The organism is Streptomyces sp. NPDC001093 (assembly GCF_040298985.1).
Classification (GTDB): Bacteria; Actinomycetota; Actinomycetes; order Streptomycetales; family Streptomycetaceae; genus Streptomyces.
Genome location: NZ_JBEPBF010000064.1, coordinates 36,883 through 54,678 on the forward strand (window position 1 = coordinate 36,883; position 17,796 = coordinate 54,678).

Annotated in this window: 18 protein-coding genes; 6 read left to right on the forward strand and 12 right to left on the reverse strand. The window is 73.5% G+C overall.

The genetic code is table 11. From position 1 onward, the window contains the following. Positions 1 to 119 precede the first annotated feature (119 nt). Together ABT288_RS27915 and ABT288_RS27920 are read right to left on the reverse strand one after the other, a co-directional pair. Positions 120 to 776 carry a LuxR C-terminal-related transcriptional regulator gene (locus ABT288_RS27915; RefSeq protein ID WP_351613144.1) on the reverse strand — a complete coding sequence of 219 codons (657 nt, stop codon included), beginning with the start codon at positions 774 to 776 and terminating at the stop codon, positions 120 to 122. A 280-nt stretch (positions 777 to 1,056) separates the two neighbouring features. Continuing rightward, positions 1,057 to 1,734, reverse strand: coding sequence for a DUF3000 domain-containing protein (locus ABT288_RS27920; protein ID WP_351613146.1), 678 nt, complete (start codon positions 1,732 to 1,734; stop codon positions 1,057 to 1,059). Positions 1,735 to 1,885: 151 nt separating this feature from the next. On the opposite strand from ABT288_RS27920, the gene hemE reads away from it, so the two are divergent. Further along, entirely contained in the window at positions 1,886 to 2,926 is a 1,041-nt protein-coding gene (hemE, locus tag ABT288_RS27925; RefSeq protein WP_451335919.1) for a uroporphyrinogen decarboxylase, read from the forward strand. A 1-nt stretch (position 2,927) separates the two neighbouring features. On the opposite strand, the gene ABT288_RS27930 is transcribed toward hemE, so the two are convergent. After that, a complete protein-coding gene (locus ABT288_RS27930) occupies positions 2,928 to 3,752 on the reverse strand; it encodes a rhomboid family intramembrane serine protease (RefSeq protein ID WP_351613151.1) in 825 nt (274 codons plus the stop codon). Positions 3,753 to 3,843: 91 nt separating this feature from the next. Here ABT288_RS27930 and ABT288_RS27935 point away from each other — a divergent pair, with 91 nt between their 5' ends. Beyond that, positions 3,844 to 4,116, forward strand: coding sequence for a hypothetical protein (locus tag ABT288_RS27935; protein WP_351613154.1), 273 nt, complete (start codon positions 3,844 to 3,846; stop codon positions 4,114 to 4,116). Here ABT288_RS27935 and ABT288_RS27940 read toward each other — a convergent pair. Both ABT288_RS27940 and ABT288_RS27945 read right to left on the reverse strand, forming a co-directional pair. Continuing rightward, entirely contained in the window at positions 4,113 to 5,507 is a 1,395-nt protein-coding gene (locus ABT288_RS27940) for an FAD-dependent oxidoreductase (RefSeq protein ID WP_351613157.1), read from the reverse strand. The two genes, ABT288_RS27935 and ABT288_RS27940, sit on opposite strands and share 4 nt — an antisense overlap. 27 nt (positions 5,508 to 5,534) lie before the next feature. Continuing rightward, positions 5,535 to 6,500, reverse strand: coding sequence for a DUF4349 domain-containing protein (locus ABT288_RS27945; RefSeq protein WP_351613160.1), 966 nt, complete (start codon positions 6,498 to 6,500; stop codon positions 5,535 to 5,537). Positions 6,501 to 6,640: 140 nt separating this feature from the next. Here ABT288_RS27945 and hemG point away from each other — a divergent pair, with 140 nt between their 5' ends. Together hemG and hemQ are read left to right on the forward strand one after the other, a co-directional pair. Further along, entirely contained in the window at positions 6,641 to 8,134 is a 1,494-nt protein-coding gene (gene hemG / locus ABT288_RS27950) for a protoporphyrinogen oxidase (RefSeq protein WP_351613163.1), read from the forward strand. Between the two features lie 5 nt (positions 8,135 to 8,139). Next, positions 8,140 to 8,871 carry a hydrogen peroxide-dependent heme synthase gene (gene hemQ, locus ABT288_RS27955; RefSeq protein ID WP_351613166.1) on the forward strand — a complete coding sequence of 244 codons (732 nt, stop codon included), beginning with the start codon at positions 8,140 to 8,142 and terminating at the stop codon, positions 8,869 to 8,871. A gap of 67 nt (positions 8,872 to 8,938) precedes the next feature. Here hemQ and ABT288_RS27960 read toward each other — a convergent pair whose 3' ends face one another. The 7 genes from ABT288_RS27960 to ABT288_RS27990 form a co-directional block, all read right to left on the reverse strand. Further along, positions 8,939 to 10,576 (reverse strand): alpha/beta hydrolase, encoded by a 1,638-nt coding sequence (locus tag ABT288_RS27960; RefSeq protein WP_351613169.1) that lies wholly within the window; start codon positions 10,574 to 10,576, stop codon positions 8,939 to 8,941. 150 nt (positions 10,577 to 10,726) lie between these two features. After that, positions 10,727 to 11,506 (reverse strand): TIGR04222 domain-containing membrane protein, encoded by a 780-nt coding sequence (locus tag ABT288_RS27965; RefSeq protein ID WP_351613172.1) that lies wholly within the window; start codon positions 11,504 to 11,506, stop codon positions 10,727 to 10,729. Between the two features lie 97 nt (positions 11,507 to 11,603). Further along, positions 11,604 to 12,377 carry a DUF4142 domain-containing protein gene (locus tag ABT288_RS27970; protein ID WP_351613174.1) on the reverse strand — a complete coding sequence of 258 codons (774 nt, stop codon included), beginning with the start codon at positions 12,375 to 12,377 and terminating at the stop codon, positions 11,604 to 11,606. Between the two features lie 245 nt (positions 12,378 to 12,622). After that, positions 12,623 to 13,942, reverse strand: a complete 1,320-nt coding sequence (locus ABT288_RS27975; protein WP_351613177.1) for an MbnB/TglH/ChrH family RiPP precursor modification enzyme — start codon at positions 13,940 to 13,942, stop codon at positions 12,623 to 12,625. Positions 13,943 to 14,032: 90 nt separating this feature from the next. Then, positions 14,033 to 14,641: a TIGR03086 family metal-binding protein gene (locus ABT288_RS27980; protein ID WP_351613180.1), complete on the reverse strand. Its 609-nt coding sequence runs from the start codon at positions 14,639 to 14,641 to the stop codon at positions 14,033 to 14,035. 77 nt (positions 14,642 to 14,718) lie between these two features. Beyond that, positions 14,719 to 15,357, reverse strand: a complete 639-nt coding sequence (locus ABT288_RS27985) for a TetR/AcrR family transcriptional regulator (protein WP_351613183.1) — start codon at positions 15,355 to 15,357, stop codon at positions 14,719 to 14,721. A gap of 9 nt (positions 15,358 to 15,366) precedes the next feature. Then, on the reverse strand, positions 15,367 to 16,083 hold the full coding sequence (locus ABT288_RS27990; protein WP_351613186.1) for an aminoacyl-tRNA hydrolase: 717 nt from the start codon (positions 16,081 to 16,083) through the stop codon (positions 15,367 to 15,369). A 106-nt stretch (positions 16,084 to 16,189) separates the two neighbouring features. Between ABT288_RS27990 and ABT288_RS27995 the strand changes: the two genes are divergently transcribed. Both ABT288_RS27995 and ABT288_RS28000 read left to right on the forward strand, forming a co-directional pair. Continuing rightward, positions 16,190 to 17,068 (forward strand): ATP-binding cassette domain-containing protein, encoded by an 879-nt coding sequence (locus tag ABT288_RS27995; RefSeq protein ID WP_351613189.1) that lies wholly within the window; start codon positions 16,190 to 16,192, stop codon positions 17,066 to 17,068. Next, positions 17,065 to 17,796, forward strand: a 732-nt coding sequence (locus ABT288_RS28000) for a hypothetical protein (protein ID WP_502972841.1), incomplete at its 3' end; no start/stop codon positions are given. The genes ABT288_RS27995 and ABT288_RS28000, both read left to right, overlap by 4 nt.

Consider the following 17,796-nt stretch of genomic DNA (forward strand, 5'->3'; position numbering starts at 1 on the left):
GTTGTGGCGCCGGCGCCCGTCTCGGAACGTTCCGTCGACGGGCGCCGGAGGGTCGTAAACCAGTCAGGCCGGTGAAAGACGCGGTTCACGTGAGTGAACCGTCCGCTGCTCCGGCCGGCTCAGTGGATGATCCCCGTGCGCAGCGCCACGGCCACCATGCCGGCCCGGTCGCCCGTGCCCAGCTTGCGGGCGATACGGGCGAGGTGGCTCTTGACGGTCAGGGCGGACAGGCCCATGGAGACGCCGATCGCCTTGTTCGACTGGCCCTCCGCGACCAGCCGCAGCACCTCGACCTCGCGGCCGGACAGCTCGCGGTAGCCGCCCGGGTGGCTCGGGGCACCCGGGGGGCGGCGGTGCATCCGGGCGGCGCCGAGGGGAGCGGCGCCGGGCCGGGAGGGCAGGCCGAGGTTGGTGCGGGTGCCGGTGACGACGTACCCCTTGACCCCGCCCGCCAGCGCGTTGCGCACCGCCCCGATGTCGTCGGCCGCGGACAGCGCCAGCCCGTTGGGCCAGCCCGCGGCGCGGGTCTCGGACAGCAGGGTCAGGCCGGAGCCGTCGGGCAGGTGGACGTCGGCGACACAGATGTCGCGCGGGTTGCCGATGCGGGGACGAGCCTCCGCGATGGACGAGGCTTCGATGACATCGCGCACGCCGAGCGCCCACAGATGGCGGGTGACGGTGGAACGGACGCGCGGGTCGGCCACGACCACCATGGCGGTCGGCTTGTTCGGGCGGTAGGCGACCAGGCTTGCGGGCTGCTCGAGGAGAACGGACACCAGGCCTCCTGGGTGGGGGGACGGGGCCGGCTTGTGGGGAAGAAGCCGGGACGAACCGTGCTTTCAAGGTCACAGTCGTCTTCGGCAGCAAACTCGTCCGCCTTTAGAGAATGATCACGATCTAGTGAGTAACAATCTGTGCAATTCGGACGCGCGATCGATCATCGGAAGATCGAGTCGGTTCAAGCCGATGCGATTCGGGGACGGAAAGTGGCCGTATCGACAAAGAGATGGTCAATAAGGCGCCCGTGCGGATGAAACCCCGGTCCGACCGGTTCGCTCACCGTGACTGCGGGCCCCTGCGCTGTGGCAGCGTCACCACCGAGGCGTCGCCCGGACCGGCCGGCGGCAGCCCCGCGACCTGGGCCAGCAGATCGCACCAGGAGGCCAGATGGGAGGCCGTGTCCGGCACCCCGCCGAGCCCTTCGCGGGGCGTCCAGGACGCCCGGATCTCGATCTGCGAGGCCGCCGGACGCTCGGCCAGCCCGCCGAAGTAGTGCGAGCTCGCGCGCGTGATCGTCCCGCTCGGCTCGCCGTAACCGAGCCCCCGCGCCTGCAGCGCCCCGGTCAGCCACGACCAGCACACCTCGGGCAGCAGCGGATCGGCGGCCATCTCCGCCTCCAGCTCCGCGCGCACCAGCGTCACCAGGCGGAAGGTCCCGCGCCAGGCGTCGTGCCCCGCCGGGTCGTGCAGCAGCACCAGCCGTCCGTCGGCCAGTTCCTGCTCGCCGTCGATCACCACGGCCTCCAGCGCGTAGGCGTACGGGGCGAGCCGCTGCGGGGCGGGCGTGGGTTCCACCTCGACCTGCGGCCGCAGCCGGCTGCTGCGCAGGGCGTCGACCGCGGCCCGGAAAACCGGCGGGTCCGGAGTACCGGAACGCCGGTCCGCCTCCTCGGTGTCCTTCACGTCGTCCAATCCGTCAGCGCTGTCCGACATTCGTCCGTGAGCCGCAGCCATGCGGGGAAGAGTAAGGGGAACCGCGGCTTTGTGCAGGGCAAGACACAGCAGGTGGCCGCGGGCAGTCGTGCCGTGCACCGGCGACCCTGACACCGGGCGGGGGCCCGATCCCGCGGCATGCGAAACTTGCCCCGTGACCGCCAACACCAGCATGCAGCCGACAGCGACGTACGACAGCGCCTTCCTCAAGGCGTGCAGGCGCGAACCCGTGCCGCACACCCCGGTGTGGTTCATGCGCCAGGCCGGCCGCTCCCTGCCCGAGTACCTCAAGGTGCGCGAGGGCATCCCCATGCTCGAGTCCTGCACGCGGCCCGAACTGGTCACCGAGATCACGCTGCAGCCGGTGCGCCGGCACCACGTGGACGCGGCGATCTACTACAGCGACATCGTCGTCCCGCTGAAGGCGATCGGCCTCGGCCTCGACATCAAGCCGGGCGTCGGCCCGGTCGTCGACGACCCCATCCGCACCCGCGCCGACCTGGCCCGGCTGCGCGACCTCACCCCCGAGGACGTCCCCTACGTCACCGAGGCGATCGGCCTGCTCACCAAGGAGCTGGGCGCGACCCCGCTGATCGGTTTCGCCGGCGCGCCTTTCACCCTCGCGAGCTACCTGGTCGAGGGCGGTCCCTCGCGCACGTTCGAGAACGCCAAGGCGATGATGTACGGCGACCCCGAGCTCTGGGCCGACCTGCTGGACCGCCTGGCCGACATCACGGCCGCCTTCCTCAAGGTGCAGATCGAGGCCGGCGCGAGCGCGGTCCAGCTCTTCGACTCCTGGGTCGGCGCCCTCGCCCCGGCGGACTACCGGCGCTCGGTCATGCCCGCCTCCGCGAAGGTCTTCGAGGCCGTCTCCGGCTACGGCGTCCCGCGCATCCACTTCGGTGTCGGCTCCGGTGAGCTGCTGAAGCTCATGGGCGAGGCCGGCGCGGACGTCGTCGGTGTCGACTGGCGCGTCCCGCTGGACGAGGCGCAGCGCCGCGTCGGCCCCGGCAAGGCGCTCCAGGGCAACCTCGACCCGACGGTCCTGTTCACCGACAAGGACACCGTGGAGACCAAGGCCCGCGAGGTGCTGGACGCGGCCGCCGGTCTTGAGGGCCATGTCTTCAACCTGGGCCACGGCGTCATGCCGAACACCGACCCGGACGCGCTGACCCGGCTCGTGGACTACGTCCACACCGCGACCGCGCGCTGACTCACCACGTGTAACGGGGCCGCGCCCGCCTGCCGAACAGCAGGCCGCGCGTCTCCGGAGGGGGCGGCGTGCCGGGCTTGAGCGGCCAGGCGAGCAGCATGCCGGCCAGGAAGCCGACCACGTGCGCCGCGTACGCCACGGTTCCGGCGCCGGTGACCGCGTGCCCGGACGAGTACACCGCCTGCAGCGCGAACCAGAAGCCCAGCACCAGCCAGGCGGGCAGCCGGAGCGGCAGGAAGACCAGGAACGGCACGAGGACCCACACCCGTGCCCTCGGCCACAGCACGATATAGGCGCCGAGCACGCCCGCGATCGCGCCGGACGCGCCGATCAGCGGGTCGCCCGAGGTGTCGTTGAGCAGCGCGAAACCGTATCCCGCCGCGTAACCGCAGACGACGTAGAAGAGGAAGAAGCGGATGTGGCCCATCCGGTCCTCGACGTTGTTGCCGAAGATCAGCAGGAAGAGCATGTTTCCGAGCAGGTGCAGCCAGCTGCCGTGCAGGAACATCGCCGTGAAGACCGACAGCGGCGGCGACTTGTGGTAGTGCGGCGGTCCCACGACACAGCCCGGGCCTTGCGGGCCCACGCCGACGCCGCCCGTCGGGACCAGGCCGGGTATCCGGTGGTGGATCAGCTCTCTGGGGACCGCCGCGTAGTGGTCCATGAAGGCCTGCAGATGGCACAACTGCGCCAGGTCGCTGCCGCCGGCCACGGAACCGGCTATGCCGGGCGTGCTGACGAACACCAGGACGTTCGCTGCGATGAGGGCGTACGTCACCCAGGGGGTGCGGCGCACCGGGTTCACGTCATGGACGGGGATGACCACACAGAAGTACTGCCCGGGATCCGGCGGGCGAACCGGTGAACGGCGCCGGGCGGATGTCCGTATCTGTTCTCAACCGACGTGAGGACAGGCGATGACGAACGCTCCGCAGGTTTCGGCGATGCATGCTCTGCCCGATGGAGAGGCCGAGCTGTCTCTGGTGGTACGACTCCCCTGGGAGGATGTCGCACGGCTCGGCCAGGAGGCCGGTCGGCTCGCCTCGCAGATGCAGCGGCCGGTGACCCTGGACGAGGCGGTGAGCTACCGGCTCCGGTCCGCCCGGCCGACCGCCACACACGCGAAGCCCGCCGCGGAGCAGCCGACGGCGGCCGTGTCCGCGCTGCCGCGCATCAGCGGAACGGCCTAGGAAGCGCGTACCCTCGCCACCGCCTTTCTCGCCGCCACCAGCACCGGGTCCCACACCGGGGAGAAGGGCGGGGCGTAACCCAGGTCCAGGGCCGTCATCTGTTCCACCGTCATCCGCGCGGTCAGCGCCACCGCGGCGATGTCGACCCGTTTCGCCGCACCCTCCCTGCCGACGATCTGGACGCCGAGCAGTCGGCCCGTGCGGCGTTCGGCGAGCATCTTGACCGTCATCGGGGAGGCGCCCGGGTAGTAACCGGCGCGGCTGGTCGACTCGATGGTGACCGTCTCGTACCGCAGGCCCACCCGGTCGGCGTCCTTCTCGCGCAGACCGGTGCGGGCGATCTCCAGGTCGCAGACCTTGCTGACCGCCGTGCCGACCACGCCCGGGAAGGTGGCGTAACCGCCGCCGGCGTTGGTGCCGATGACCTGGCCGTGCTTGTTGGCGTGGGTGCCGAGCGGGACGTACTGGTCCTGGCCGGAGACCAGGTTCAGCACCTCCACGCAGTCGCCGCCCGCCCAGATGTTCCCGTGGCCGCGCACCCGCATCGCGAGGTCGGTGAGCAGGCCCCCGTGGGCGCCGAGGGGGAGGCCCGCGGCCTTGGCGAGGGCGGTCTCCGGACGGACACCGATGCCGAGGACCACCACGTCCGCCGGGAACTCGGCGTCCTCCGTGACCACCGCGCGGGCCCGGCCGTCCTCTCCGGTGAGGATCTTGGTGACCTCGGCGTCGTTCACCATCGTGATGCCGAGGCCCTCCATGGCCCGGTGCACCAGGCGGCCCATGTCGGCGTCGAGCGTCGACATGGGCTCCTTGCCGCGGTTGACGACCGTCACCTCGAAGCCCCGGTTGATCAGCGCCTCCGCCATCTCCACGCCGATGTAGCCGGCGCCGACGACGACCGCCCTGCGGCCACGCGTGCGTGCCAGCGTGTCCAGCAGGGCCTGGCCGTCGTCCAGGGTCTGCACGCCGTGCACCCCGGGGGCGTCCGCGCCGGGCAGGCCGGGGCGGACCGGTCGCGCGCCGGTCGCGATGACGAGTTTGTCGTACGACGTCCAGGACTCGGCGCCGGAATCGACGTCACGCGCGCGTACCCGCTGTCCGGCCACGTCGATCTCCATGACCTCGGTGCGCAGCCGCAGATCGATGGCGCGCGCCCGGTGCTCCTCGGGCGTGCGGGCGATCAGGTCGTCGCGTTCGGGGACGTCGCCGCCCACCCAGTACGGGATGCCGCACGCCGAGAAGGAGGTGAAGTGGCCGCGTTCGAAGGCCACGATCTCCAGTTCGTCGGGCCCCTTCAGCCGGCGTGCCTGTGACGCCGCGGACATGCCCGCGGCGTCGCCGCCGATCACGACCAGTCGTTCCGTCCCGCCCCGCCCGTCGCTCATGCTCATGGGAACACGCTACGGGGCGTGGGCATTTCAGTCCCGGTCCGGCCGTTCCCCGGCAGGTTCCGGCGCCGGGCGGGCCGACGGCAGCGGGCCCAGCGCGGTCATCGCGGGCGCGGACTCCCGCCGGCGCGGCAGCCGGGGCCGTACGACCCGCAGCCACAGCAGCGTCAGCAGCGCCGCGCACGCCGCGAACGGCAGGGCGGCGCCGAGCGCGAGGACGATCCAGCGCACCATGGTCACGAACACGCGCCAGCCGCCGGACAGGGCGTCCACCACGCCGGGGGAGCCGTCACCGGCCGCCTTCTTCGCCGGCGTCCCGGACAGCGACAGCGTGATGGTGGCGAGGCTCGTGCGGTCCTTCAGCGATGCCTGCCGGGCCAGCAGCGCCTCCAGGTCGGCCTGACGGCTGCTCAACTCTCCCTCCAGGGAGACGACATCGCTCAGCTTGGTCGCCCGGGCCATCAGCGTGCGGATCCGGTCGACGCTGGCCCGCTGCGACCTGACGCGGCTGCCGACGTCCACCACCTGGTCGGTGGCGTCCTCCGCCTGGGCCGTGCGGCTGATCAGCCGGCCCGCTCCCTGGAGCCCGGCGAGCACCTCGTCGTACTTCGCGCCGGGTACGCGCAGCACGACCCGGGTGTGCTCCTGGCCGTCGGCGTCCCGGCTGGTGCTCTCCTTGCCGACGTAGCCGCCCGCGTCCTCGGCGGTGGCACGGGCCCGGTCCAGGGCCGTGGGCACGTCCTTCACCCGGAGGGTGAGGGACGCGGTGCGGATGATCGCGTTCTGGGTGAGCCGCGGTGTCCTGGGTGCCGCCGGCCCGGCACTGTCGGCCGTGCCCGGTCCGGCGTCGGCGCCGTTCGCCGCGGACTTCGCCGAGGCACCGCCGCCCGAGTGGTCCGCGGCGCCGCATCCGGCGAGGGCGAGGGAGGCGGCGAGCAGGATCCCCGCCAGGGCCCTGGCAGGGCGTGCGGGTCGTGCGGAACGTGATGTGCGCATGGGCGCTACCCCCGAGGGCTCGGCTGCCGGTGACGTCCCTACGACGCCCGGACGTGCCGGAACGTTCGGCCGACGGCCCCCGGTGCGCAGGACCTCCGGCCCTGGCGGGAGTGTCAGTGGCGTCTGAGAGAGTGGGGGACATGAACGCAACGGGTGCACGCACGGGGCATGTCGTCGTCATCGGAGCCGGTATCGCCGGGCTGGCCGCCGCCCACCGGCTGCTCGGGCGGGGCGCGCGCGTGACCGTGCTGGAGGCCGCCGGCCGGGTCGGAGGCAAGCTGCTGCCCGGCGAGATCGCGGGCGTGCGGGTCGACCTGGGCGCCGAGTCGATGCTCGCCCGCCGCCCCGAGGCCGTGACCCTCGCCCGCGAGGCCGGCCTGACCGAGCGGCTCCAGCCGCCGGCCACCGCGACCGCCTCGATCTGGACCCGCGGTGCCCTGCGCCCCATGCCCAAGGGCCATGTGATGGGCGTCCCCGGCGCCGCCGCCGCGCTCTCCGGCGTGCTCTCCGAGGAGGGCCTGGCCCGCATCGAGCGCGACGCCGACCTGCCGCGCACCGAGATCGGCGACGACGTGGCCGTCGGGGAGTACGTGGCCGCGCGCCTCGGCCGCGAGGTCGTCGACCGCCTGGTCGAGCCCCTGCTCGGCGGGGTGTACGCGGGCGACGCGTACCGCATCTCGATGCGCTCGGCCGTCCCGCAGCTCTTCCAGGCCGCCCGCACCCACACCTCCCTCACCGAGGGCGTCCGCGAGATCCAGGCCAAGGCGTCCGCGAACCAGCAGACCGGGCCGGTCTTCATGGGCATCGAGGGCGGCGTGGGCACCCTGCCGCTCGCGGTCGCGGAGTCGGTGCGCGCGCGTGGCGGAGAGATTCTGACCGGCACGCCGGTGCGGGAACTGCGCCGGGGCGGCACGGCGGAGCCGAGCACCGCGCGCGCGTCCGAGGGCCCGCACGCGCCATGGCGCGTCGTCGCCGGGGACCGCGTGCTGTACGCGGACGCGGTCGTCCTCGCCGTCCCGGCCGGTGCGGCCGCCGGCCTCCTGCGCGCCGAGGCCCCCGCCGCCGCGGCCGAGCTCGCCGCCGTCGAGTACGCCTCGATGGCGCTGGTCACCCTCGCCTACCGGCGCGCGGACCTGAACCTGCCGGAAGGCAGCGGTTTCCTCGTGCCCCCCGTCGACGGCCGCACCATCAAGGCCTCGACCTTCGCCTCCCAGAAGTGGGGGTGGATCGCGGAGGAGGACCCGGACGTGCTCGTGCTGCGCACCTCCGTGGGCCGCCACGGCGAGACGGAGATCCTCCAGCGGGACGACGCCGCCCTGGTCGAGGTCTCCCGGCACGACCTGCGCGAGGCCACCGGCCTGGACGCCGTGCCCCTCGAGACCCGGGTCACCCGCTGGACCGACGGCCTGCCGCAGTACCCGGTCGGGCATCACGCGCGCGTGGCCCGCATCCGCGAGCACGTCGCCAAGCTGCCGGGCCTCGCGGTGTGCGGCGCGCAGTACGACGGCGTCGGCGTCCCGGCGTGCATCGCGAGCGCGTACGCGGCCGTCGACCAGCTCGACGGCGACCTGAGCGGAATCCGGGAGCTTACGGCCAACCCGGTGCAGAGCCTCCACGGCGGAGCGGGAGAATAGGAACCATGAGTGACGACGCCCCCACCACCGAGTCCGGCAGGATCCCGAACAAGGGCAAGCTGGCCAAGGACCTCAACGAGGTCATCCGCTACACCCTCTGGTCGGTCTTCAAGCTCAAGGACGTACTGCCGGAGGACCGCGCGGGTTACGCCGACGAGGTCCAGGAGCTGTTCGACCAGCTCGCCGCCAAGGACGTGACGATCCGCGGCACCTACGACCTCTCCGGCCTGCGCGCCGACGCCGACCTCATGATCTGGTGGCACGCCGAGACCAGCGACCAGCTGCAGGAGGCGTACAACCTCTTCCGCCGCACCAAGCTGGGCCGCGCCCTCACGCCGGTGTGGTCGAACATGGCGCTGCACCGCCCGGCGGAGTTCAACCGCTCGCACATCCCGGCGTTCCTCGCCGACGAGACCCCCCGCAACTACGTCAGCGTCTACCCGTTCGTGCGCTCCTACGACTGGTATCTGCTGCCCGACGAGGACCGCCGCCGCATGCTCGCCGACCACGGCAAGATGGCCCGCGGCTACCCGGACGTGCGCGCCAACACGGTCGCCTCGTTCTCCCTCGGCGACTACGAGTGGATCCTCGCCTTCGAGGCCGACGACCTGCACCGCATCGTCGACCTCATGCGCCACCTGCGCGGCTCCGAGGCCCGCATGCACGTCCGCGAGGAGATCCCGTTCTTCACGGGCCGCCGCAAGGACATCGGCGACCTGGTGGCGGGCCTGGCCTGAAGCGCCCCGCAAGGGGCGCGACGTCATGGCGTGGCACCCCAATGGCGTGGCGCCCCGGTCGGGGCACTCAGCGCCGGCCGCTCTTCACAGAGCCTCGCGGGGACTCCTTCGTCGGCCCGACCGCCGGAGGCAACCGGTGCGGCGCGCACGACGCGCGCCGCCCGGCAACACGGCCCTCCAGCAAGTACGCGTCGAGGTGACCGTTGACGCACTGGTTGGGCCCGCCCCCGATGCCGTGCGTCCCCGCGTCCCGCTCGGTCACCAGCACCGAGCCGGCCAGCCGCCGGTTCATCTCCAGCGCCCCCGGGTACGGCGTCGCCGCGTCCCGCTCGGCCGCAAGGATCAGGACCGGCGGCAGTTCGCCCCGCCCCGTCCGCACGTCCAGGGGCCGCTGCCGGGGCGCCGGCCAGTAGGCGCAGGGCAGGTTCATCCACGCGTTGTCCCAGGTCTCGAACGGCGCCACCCGGGCGAGCCGGGTGTTGTCCCGGTCCCACACCTTCCAGTCCGTCGGCCAGGGCGCGTCGTTGCACTCCACCGCCGTGTAGACCGCGTTGATGTTCTCCGCCTCCGCGGCCCCCGCCGCGCTCGGCGCGGCCAGCCGGACCAGCGGCTTCGCGTCGCCGTGCAGATAGGCCGACAGCGCCTCGGCGCGGCTGGGCCAGTACGTGTCGTTGTACCCGGCCTGCAGGAACGCGCCCTGCAACTGGCCGGGACCGACCTTCCCGCCGGCCGCCTTCCCGGCCAGCCGCTCGCGCGCGCTGTCGTAGCTGCGCTGCACCTTCCCGGGGGTGTCACCGAGCTTGTAGACGTCGTCGTGGCGGGCGATCCAGTCCCGGAAGTCCGCCCAGCGCTCCTCGAACGCCGCCGACTGGTCGAGGTTGTTCCGGTACCAGATCTTCTCCGGGGCGGGGTCCACCGCCGAGTCCAGCACCATGCGCCGTACGTGCGAGGGGAACATCGCCGCGTACAGCGCGCCGAAGTAGGTGCCGTACGACGCTCCCATGAACGTCAGCCGGTCCTCGCCCAGCGCGGCCCGCAGCACGTCCAGGTCCCGGGAGTTGTTCAGCGAGGTGTAGTAGCGCAGCTTGCCGCCGGAGCGCCGGGCGCAGCCGCGGGCGTACGCCTTGGCCTGGGCGATGCGCTGCCGTTTGTACGCCTCCGACGGGTGCGCCGGTGACGCGGTGGGCCCCTTGACGAAGCTCTTGGGGTCCTCGCAGGACAGCGGCGCGGAGCGGCCCACGCCGCGTGGGGAGTAGCCGACCAGGTCGTAGGCGGCGGCGATCCGCTGCCACTGCGGGACCGCGCCGACCAGTGGGAACAACATGCTGGACCCGCCCGGGCCGCCCGGGTTGTAGACGAGGGCGCCCTGCCGGGGGACCTTCCGCTTGCTGTTGTGCGGGTCCTTGTGCGTCGCCGTGATCCGGCTGACGGTCAGCTTGATCTGTGTGCCGTCCGGGTGGGCGTAGTCGAGGGGGACGGTCACCGTGCCGCACCGCATGCTGCTCGGTGCCTTCGGCACGTCGGCCGGGGAACACGCGCCGAAGTCGATGCCCGCCGCCCGGGCGCGGGCCACGGCCACCTCGGTGCCGCGCAGCTCGGCCGTGCCGGAGGCAGCGGGCGCGCCGGCCGCCCCGCCCGCCGGTGCGGCGGCCAGGGTGGTCAGAAGCAAGGACCCGGCGGCCGAGTACAGAGCGGCAGCTCTCATCGCGTATCCCTTCGGTGCGGAGGCGGCGATGGCATGGCTGCCATGGCCCGGCGACAACAGAAGGGATATTTCGTTCGGCTCTCTGCGAAGGCAAGCACCACCCGGCCGGTGTCGGCGCCAATGCCCCCTATGCGCCCCTCGAAGAGGCCCTCACTCCCGCCAGGGCTGGTCGCGGTGGGTGAAGGCGGCGCGCAGCTGCGGCTCGCCGATCGCCCGGATCCCGCGTACGGCGACCGAGGTGAGAAACGACCGCTCGTCGGCCGCGGGCCTGCGCACCAGCGCGCCGAGCAGCCGCTGCCCGGCCGGGGAGGCCCAGCGCGAGTAGGGATGCACCTCGAACCGGGCGATGGCGAGGCAGCTCAGGCACAGCGTGAGGGGCAGGGCGAACCACACTCCGACCAGCAGCCGCGGCGTACCGGTCTGGATGGGCAGCAGCAGCGCGGTCACCGCCAGCACCGCCACCGTCAGCGCGGCGGCGCGCACCTGGCGGACGGCGGCGCCCACGGTCGTACCCGCGCCGTCGGGAACGGCGAGGCCGGCGCGCTCCAGCCGGTCGGCCAGGCGCCGTACCGCGTCGGCGCCGGCCGCCCGAGCCCGCGCGGGTGCGATGCGCGACTGCCCCTCCGGACCTATCGCCCCTATGACGGACCGCTCCATCTCGTCGCGCCCCTCGGGGTCCACGACCGTGGCCCAGCCGGTGTGCGCGAGCAGCAGGCGCCGCTGGCGGGCCATGGAGACCATCGTCACATCGGCGACCCGGGCCGGGCCGCCGGAGAGGAAGGCCGCCTCGTACAGCGTCAGATGGTGCTCCCGGTCCGCCGTCGCGGCATCCGCGTCCAGGGCTGCCGCGCGGACGGCCGCCACGCAGAGCCGGGTGCACGCCGTACCGGCGAAAGCCCAGGCCAGAAGCAGGAGAAGGACCCAGAACATGACGTGTTTCTATGCCAGAGGCCTGGGTGAACGCCATGCCCTGTTCATCATCCGGACACAGTGTTAGCGGTCTGTGACGTTCCGTTTGCCGCCCAGGTCAGGAGCTGCTTGCCGGCGGCGGCGGGCTGGTGGTGGCGGGCGGCAGGGAGTACGACTCGGCCGGCGACGGGGCGACCGGCACGGCGGCACTCGGGTCGACGGCCGCAGGGGTCGGTACGGGGGTGGGCGAGGAGGCCAGCTCCCGCGCGAGCGTGCCGAAGTCGACGTACCCGGTCGCCTCCACCACCTTGATGTGATCCAGGAAGGTCGCGTTCGCGTCGTCGGCGAGATCGCGGACCAGGGAGTTCTGGGTGCCGGCCCGGACCTGGGCGACCAGCGTGAAGATCCGGCCGTGGGCGAGGCGCACGATGCCGGCGAACCGGCGGTCGAAGTCCTGCCCCTGCGCCGTCTTCAGGGTGTCGAGCCACTGCTGCTGCTGTTCGTCCGGCTCGTTGGGCAGGGGGATGCCGAGCTGGCCGGCGACGGTGCGGACATGGGCGTCCAGCGAGGTGAGCCCGTCGACCAGGTGCCGGCCCGCCGTGCGGACGGCCTCCGTGGTCCCCGTGCGCTCCGCCAGCTCGCCGGCGGGCAGCTGCCACAGCCCCGCCAGCCGGACCCTGGTGATGAAGTCCCGGTCCTGTGCGGACAGGGGGCCGTAGGGGGTCGTCACGGTCTGGGCGCTCAGGACGGTCGCACCGGCCGCCGGGCCCGGGCGGTCGGCGTAGAACCAGAGCGGGCACAGCAGCGCCGCCGCGGTCGCCGCGAGGGCCGCGATGACGAGGCCTGTGCCACTGAATATGCCTCGGCCCTTGATCGGGGGTCGGGGTCGCATGACGCCTCCTGTAGCGCACCGCACGCGACTGTGCATGGGTGGTGGGTGCGGGCGGCATATTACTCGGCCGCGTTCGGTGGCTGCGGGGCTCGGGCGGGTAACGCATGGACGCCCCGGGGTGCGGTGCGTGGGCGGCTGCGGGTGCGATGTGGCTGGTCGCGCGCATGCGCGGAGCCGCACATCGCTACCACCCCGCGCCCCTGTGAGCGGCCGACCCCCGCTCGGTCATGACCCCGGGCGACCCGTCACGCCCCCCGGAGCAGTACCTTCCGCGCCGCCCGAGCCAGCCTCCCGCCTCCGGACCTCGGGCTCGGGCCCGCCCGGTCCAGCCACCACTCCCGGAGCCGCCGCCGGGCATCCGCGTCCTCCGGGCGCCCGGACCCGAGCAGGTGCCCGGCGAAGTCCAGGGCGTCCCGGCGGTAGCCCCCCGTCATCGGCCGCACCCGGGCGTACTCCAGGAACGCCGCCCGGTACCCGTCGCCGAGAATGACCGGCAGCTCCGGCGCCACCTTCGCGACCACCTCCGCCCTCTTCGAGGCGAGGGCCCGCGCCTGCACCCCCATCCGCACCCGGTCGAACCCCTCGGGCACCGGCGTTCCGGCCACCAGTGCGGACAGTACGGCGGCCTGGGCGACAGCGAGCCGCTCCCGCGCACGGACCGTCGGCCGCGCCAGGACGGCGACACCCCCGCCTGCCGCGCAACCGCACGCATGAGCCGCCGTACCGCTGTCGGCCCGGTTGCGCCCCGCCGTCACCGCGTCCCGGATCACCGTCAACTCCCGCTCCAGTTCGGCCGGTTCGGGGAAGTTCTCGTCCCGCTCCAGGAGGACTCCGGGCGGTGCGGTGCGGGAGGCGAGGTCGGTCAGGATGTCGAGCACCGGGCGCGGCACGGGGTGGGCGTGGCTGTCGTGCCAGACGCCGTCCCGCTCGAAGCCGCCCGCGACATGGACGTAGGCGATCGCCTCCACGGGCAGCGCGACCAGCGCCTCGGCCGGGTCCTCGCCCCGGTTGACGTGGTTGGTGTGCAGGTTGGCCACGTCGATCAGCAGCCGTACGCCGGTGCGCTCGACCAGCTCGGACAGGAACTGTCCCTCGGTCAGCTCCTCGCCCGGCCAGGAGAACAGCGCGGCGATGTTCTCCAGGGCCAGCGGCACGGGAAGGGCGTCCTGCGCGATGCGCACGTTCTCGCAGAGCACGTCCAGGGCGTCCCTGGTGCGCGGCACCGGCAGCAGGTGCCCGGCCTCCAGACACGGGGAGGCGGTGAGCGGGCCGCCCGCGCGGACGAACGCGATGTGCTCGGTGACCAGGGGCGAGCCGAGGGCCTCCGCCCGCTCGGCGAGCGCCGTCAGCCTTGACTCCTCGGGGCGGTCGGCGCCGCCGAGGCCGAGGGAGACGCCGTGCGGGATCACGGTCACGCCGCGCTCGCGCAGCCGCAGCAGCGACTCGGGAAGGTGGCCGGGGCAGACGTTCTCCGCCACGACCTCCACCCAGTCGACGCCCGGCATGCGCTCCACGGCGTCCGCGATCTCCGGCCGCCAGCCGATCCCGGTGCCCAGTCGCCGCATGGCTCCTCCCCTCCTTCGAATGGAGGGGGTATGGCCCGGGCGGCCGGACCCGAACCGCCTTGCCGGCGTGTTCAGAGCAACATTTGAGCTTCAGCCCCGGACCGGCCACCGCTCCGGAGCGCGCCCCAGCAGACGCAGCGCCTCCTCCAGCGGGCCGGCGCCCTCGGATGCCTCCAGCGCCGGGGCGAAGGCGAAGCCCGGGCCGCGCCGGGAGGGGTCGGTCGGCACCCGACGGGCCACGGCGAGCGCGGCGGCGAGCACATGCTCGGGGAGTTGCACGGTGATGCCGAGGGCGGCGGCTGCGTCCCAGGCGTGGACGACGTAGTCGATGAAGTGGAAGCTGACCGCCCGGTCGCCCGGGAAGTCACCGCCCAGCTCCGGCAGCGCGAACTCCCGTTGCGTGACGCCCGGTTCGGCGAAGGCCGCGAGGACCGTGGCCGCGGCCGACCGATGTACCCGCGCGGGCTCGCCCCTGTCCTCCGGCTCCCGCCAGTGCTCCGCCTCCCGCCCCCTTCCGCGCGCCGCGGCGGCGAACCCGAGGTGCTGTGCGGTCATGTGCGCGACGAGCTGCCGCAGGGTCCAGCCCGCGCAGGGGGTGTCCCGGGCCCAGTCCGCGTCCGTGGCCAGGTCCACGACGCGCACCGCCTCCTGGACGGCGATCCGGTCGAGTTCGACGAAGTCCGCTCCGGTCAGAGTCATGAGCCGAGCATAAAACAAAGCGAACGGACGTGCTTATTCTTTTTCACGGCCATGCCGACCCCCAACTGGGCGAAATATCAGGAGAATTGGGGGAACGGGACACCGTCCGCGGCCGCACCGCGCAGCCGCTCCGCGATGGCCACCCGTGCCCTGCCGTACGCGCTCTCCTCGTCGTGCAGCACCGACAGGGCGTTCGCCGTCTCCAGCAACGCGACGAGCTCGAAGGCGAGTTGCCCGACATCGGCGCCGGCGCGCAGCTCACCCGCCGTACGGGCCTCCTCGATGGTGCGCTCGACATGCGCCGACCAGTCGCGCTGCGCACGGACCACGGCGTCGTGCACGGGCCCCGTCCGCGCGTCGAACTCGGCCATGGCGCCGTAGAAGAAGCAGCCGCCCGGGAACACCCGGCTGCGCGAGTACTCCAGCCACAGCTCGCACAGCCGCCACACCCGGCCGAGGCCGGGCGGGGTCTCGGCGGCGGGCCGGAGCACCCGCTCGGTGTAGATCCGCGCCGCCTCCCGCACGGTGGCCAGCTGCAGTTCCTGTTTGGAGCCGAACAGCGCGAACACCCCGCTCTTGCTCAGCTCCAGCTCGGCGGCGAGACGGCCGACGGTGAGCGCCTCCAGGCCCTCGACCGAGGCGATGTCCACCGTGCGGCGCAGCACCAGCCGGCGGGTGCGGTTGCCCCGCTCGACCCGTCCGTCGACCCGCGTCATCGGCCCCTCCTAGCGCAGCGCCGGGTGGTCGGCGACGACCGTGCAGCTGCCCGGCGCGATCTCCGTGAAGCCGGCGTCCCGGACCAGCGGCAGCCCGCTGCGGGTCAGCCGTGCCCAGTCGGCGGGGCCGGCCGTACGGACGGCCAGTGCGAAGCCCGCGTCCCGCCAGGCGGCGCGCTCCGCGCCGGACAGCGCCCACCAGGCCAGCTGTGCACCGTGCCCCGCCTGCGCCATCGCCTTCCCGGCCGACATCTCCAGCTCGGGGTTCAGCCACAGCACCGGCTGGGCCGGGTCGGCGGCGGCGGGCGGCTCCGGGTCGTCCAGGTCGGTGCCGGACACCTGGAGCTTGGCCAGGTCCTTGGGCCAGCCGTCGAGCGGGACCGGCGGGAACACCCGTACCTCCGCGGACTTGCCGGTCACCGTGATCCCGGGCAGCGCCTCGGTCCGCCGCCACTCGGCGCCCCGGGCCCGCCGCACGACCTTGCGGATCCGCGCGTCCTCCCAGCTCCGCACCGCCTCGGCCCACGCGCCGTCCCCGTGCGCCCGCTCGTCCCCGAGCAGCGCCAGCACCGCCCGCGCGGCCGTCTCCAGAGCGTCGGTACGCGCCGGCGGCGCGCTCTTCTCGATCCGCACGACGAGGGGCAGCACGAACTGGGGGGCTTCGTCGCGCGGATTGCGCTCGGAGGTGAAGGGACTGTCTCCGGGCGAGGCTGAAACATGGGTCACACCAGCCAACCTTAAGGGGCGCGCAGAACTGCGCGACCAGCCACCGGCGTCCTGCAGACGGACAAGCTGATCAAGCCCGACGGCGAGAGCGGACCAAAATACCCTCATGCAACGTGACCTGCGACTGACCGCGGTAGGCCGCCGCTACGGCATCCGCGGCCCCTGGGTGTTACGAGGCGTCGACCTCACCGTCACCCCCGGAACCCTCACCCGCATAGAAGGAGCGAACGGCACCGGAAAGTCCACCCTGCTCCGCCTCCTCGCCCGCCTCGACGCGCCGACGGAGGGCCGCGTCACCGGCCGCCCCCGCACGGCGTACGTACCGGAACGCTTCCCCTCGGCCCTCCCCTTCACCACCCTCGGCTATCTCACCCGCCTCGGCACGGTGCACGGCCTGAGCCGCCGGACGGCACAACGCGCCGCAGGAACCTGGCTGGAGCGCTTCGGCGCCGGGGCCCACGCCGGTACGCCCATGGCGCAGCTGTCGAAGGGCAGCAGCCAGAAGGTGGCCGTCGCGCAGGCCCTGCTCGGCGAGCCGGAGCTGCTGGTGCTGGACGAGGCGTGGACCGGCCTGGACGCGGCGGCGCGCGCCGAGCTGGAGCGGGCGGTGGCCGAGCGGACCGCCGCCGGGGGCGCCGTGGTCTTCGTCGACCACGACCCGCGCCGGCTGGCCGGGGCGCCGGACGCGACGTACACCGTGCTCGACGGCGGTCTCGAGCTCCGTACGGACTCCGGGAGTTCACCGGCGGGACCGCTCACCCTCGTCACCGTGCGCGGACCGGCCGGCGGGCAGCTGCCGCCCGACGCGGCCCGGACCGCTGCCTGTGCCGAGGAGACCGCTCCCGGCACCTACCGCCTCGGCGTCGCCGCCTCCCACTCCGACATCGTCCTGCACACCCTGCTCACGGCCCGCCCGCCCTGGCACGTGGTGAGCGTCACCCCGCCCCCCGACGACCCCGTACCGAACCCCGGAAACCGCCCATGACCGCACTTCTGCGCTACCAGGCCGACCTGCTGCTGCGCTCCCAGCGCTGGCTGCCGCCGGTGATCCTGTACGCCGCGTTCCTCGGGATCGGCGTGCAGAGCGGCCAGCCCGTCCTCGACTCGCTCGGCTACACGGCCGCCGGTCTGCTCCCGGTGGCCGCCTGGCTGGTGCGGATCTGTGTCACCGGCGAGCCGGACGCGGCCCGCGCCTGTGTCGCCGCCGCCCGCGGCCCCGTCCGGGCGCACCTCGCCTGTCTGCTGACCGCGCTGCTCGCGTCGGTGGCGCTCGGCGTGGTGGCGACCGTGGTGGTGACGCTGATCAGCGATCCGGCGAGCACCGGGCACCAGGTCCGCGTGCCCCTGCCGCGGGCGGGCGTGGCCGGACTGCCGGCCACGCTCACCTGCGCGCTGCTCGGCGCGGCCGTCGGCGCGCTCACCAACCGTCCGCTGTTGCGCTCCACCGGCCGCGCGGTGCCCGCGATGCTGCTGGGCGCGCTGCTGGCGGTGGTGCTCACCGGCTCCCCGGCGCAGGCCGCGGTCAGCGGCCTGGTCACCGGTTCGCGGACCGGCCGCGCACCGCTTCCGCTGCTGCCGCTGGCCGGCGCGGCCCTGCTCACGGCCGTGGCCTTCGCCGCGGCCGCCGACCGGGTCCGGGGTGTCCGGGGCGTACACGAAGGACACGAACCGGGCGAGCTTCTCGGGGTCGTTTATGGTATCCGCCCACTCGTC

Bases quoted from the DNA above. Each gene is read 5' to 3' on its own strand.
- ABT288_RS27920 (WP_351613146.1), bottom strand. From the start codon at position 1,734: ATGGCTGCGGCTCACGGACGAATGTCGGACAGCGCTGACGGATTGGAC.
- hemE (WP_451335919.1), top strand. From the start codon at position 1,886: ATGCAGCCGACAGCGACGTACGACAGCGCCTTCCTCAAGGCGTGCAGG.
- ABT288_RS27935 (WP_351613154.1), top strand. From the start codon at position 3,844: ATGACGAACGCTCCGCAGGTTTCGGCGATGCATGCTCTGCCCGATGGA.
- ABT288_RS27940 (WP_351613157.1), bottom strand. From the start codon at position 5,507: ATGAGCATGAGCGACGGGCGGGGCGGGACGGAACGACTGGTCGTGATC.
- ABT288_RS27945 (WP_351613160.1), bottom strand. From the start codon at position 6,500: ATGCGCACATCACGTTCCGCACGACCCGCACGCCCTGCCAGGGCCCTG.
- hemG (WP_351613163.1), top strand. From the start codon at position 6,641: ATGAACGCAACGGGTGCACGCACGGGGCATGTCGTCGTCATCGGAGCC.
- hemQ (WP_351613166.1), top strand. From the start codon at position 8,140: ATGAGTGACGACGCCCCCACCACCGAGTCCGGCAGGATCCCGAACAAG.
- ABT288_RS27960 (WP_351613169.1), bottom strand. From the start codon at position 10,576: ATGAGAGCTGCCGCTCTGTACTCGGCCGCCGGGTCCTTGCTTCTGACC.
- ABT288_RS27965 (WP_351613172.1), bottom strand. From the start codon at position 11,506: ATGTTCTGGGTCCTTCTCCTGCTTCTGGCCTGGGCTTTCGCCGGTACG.
- ABT288_RS27970 (WP_351613174.1), bottom strand. From the start codon at position 12,377: ATGCGACCCCGACCCCCGATCAAGGGCCGAGGCATATTCAGTGGCACA.
- ABT288_RS27975 (WP_351613177.1), bottom strand. From the start codon at position 13,942: ATGCGGCGACTGGGCACCGGGATCGGCTGGCGGCCGGAGATCGCGGAC.
- ABT288_RS27980 (WP_351613180.1), bottom strand. From the start codon at position 14,641: ATGACTCTGACCGGAGCGGACTTCGTCGAACTCGACCGGATCGCCGTC.
- ABT288_RS27985 (WP_351613183.1), bottom strand. From the start codon at position 15,357: ATGACGCGGGTCGACGGACGGGTCGAGCGGGGCAACCGCACCCGCCGG.
- ABT288_RS27995 (WP_351613189.1), top strand. From the start codon at position 16,190: ATGCAACGTGACCTGCGACTGACCGCGGTAGGCCGCCGCTACGGCATC.